1 protein-coding gene and 1 pseudogene are annotated in these 1,527 nt (G+C 61.2%); one reads left to right on the plus strand and one right to left on the minus strand.

Annotated features, from left to right (window positions below):
* Positions 1-215, plus strand: a pseudogene (locus tag BKD70_RS25245) (DUF2242 domain-containing protein); the annotation flags it as partial.
* Positions 216-581: 366 nt separating this feature from the next.
* Here the strand turns inward: BKD70_RS25245 and BKD70_RS23150 are convergent.
* Positions 582-1,527 (minus strand): AraC family transcriptional regulator (locus BKD70_RS23150; RefSeq protein WP_070415479.1); only part of this gene is annotated, 946 nt, incomplete at its 5' end.

A 1,527-nucleotide genomic window follows, 5' to 3' on the forward strand; every position in this document is an offset into this window, starting at 1 on the left:
TGCCCGAGCCCAAGACCGCTCCGGCACCCGAGAAGGTCGAAGCGCCGAAGGATGTGCCTGTAGCGCCTGCCGCTGCAGAGCCGCTTGCGCCACCACCTGAGGCTGCACCGATTGCCCCGGTGACAGAGCCTGCTCCGGTTGCACCGGCGCCGACTGATCCGTCCTTGCCGGCGCCGACGGAAGCGATTCCACCGCTTCCGATGCCTGCGCAGTAACGCAATGCTGTTCTGATGTGGGAGCGGGCTTGCTCGCGAATACGGTGTAACAGTCGCCAAGTGTGTTCAATGACACACCGCTTTCGCGAGCAAACCCGCTCCCACATTTTGATCGAGGTTGCGGTTGAGTTAAATCCAGTGATCGCCGCTACGTTTAATCCTGAAGAGCAGGAATGTCACGACGTCGACATTTTTTCGTCATGACGGCACTTTAGGCTGGGTTCGCAGGTCATTAATCTGCAACCGCTTTCAACACGAAAAGGAGTCCACCATGGACGATTACCAGGAAGAGCTGCTGGAGTATCAGGCATTCGAGCTAGACCCACTGGATCCTGCCGACGATGCCACCGAGCTGTAACACCGACTTCAGGCGGAGTGGCGCTGACTGCGGCGAAATTCCCCTGGGGTCTGGTTGTTCCAGCGTCTGAAGGCCCTTTGGAAGGCTTGGGCCGAAGCAAAACCGAGCAAGTAGGCGATCTCGCCGAACGCCAGTTCCGTATCGCGAATGTAGGTCATGGCCAGGTCGCGACGGGTGTCATTGAGGATCGCGCGAAACTGCGTGCCTTCCTCGGCCAGTTTGCGCCGCAATGTCCAGGTTGGCAGCTTCAAGCGTGCCGCCACTTCCTCCAGGTCGGGTTCCCGGCCGCCATTGAGCATCGGCCCGAGCAACCGGGTAATGCGCTCGCGCAGGCTGCGGGTGCGGGTCAACTGCTCTAATTCCCTTTCACACAGCTGTAGCAACAGGTGCCAGGTGCTTGGGCAATGCTGCGGGTTGCGCAGCGCCAGGGTGGGTTGGCTGAGGCGCAGTTGATTGACCTCGGCGCCGAAGTGGACCACGCCCTCTCCCAGCACCCTGTAATGATCGTGGTAGTCCGGCGCGTCGAATTCGATTTCAATCCGCTGGGCCTGCACCGGCTGTTGGGCCAGGCCAGACAATTGCTGCAGCCAGCCGGCGATGATCGAATCCACCACAAAGCGGTTATAGGCGTTGTAGGGGCTGATGGAATAAAACCTCAGCCACGCGCCTTCGGCGTCTTCATGAAAGCTTGATTGCCCGCGATAGTTGGAGCCGTACAGTGCTTCAAAGCGTGTGAGCGTGCGTGCCGCTTCGCGCACGGTGGGCGCTTGGGCGGCAGTAACGCCGGCAAGACCAGCCTGGCTCAAGCGGCTGAGCTGGCCCATACGCAGGCCCAGGCCGGCGTTGCCGGTCAGTTGGATGGCCGCGTGGCCCAGGCGCATGTAACGCGAGATCGACAAGCGTGCGCCGGCCTCAGCCAGGCGAGCTGGATCGAGGCCGTATTGCAGCAGCAGG

This window comes from Pseudomonas sp. BS-2016, from assembly GCF_001806145.1.
Lineage (GTDB): Bacteria > Pseudomonadota > Gammaproteobacteria > Pseudomonadales > Pseudomonadaceae > Aquipseudomonas > Aquipseudomonas lundensis.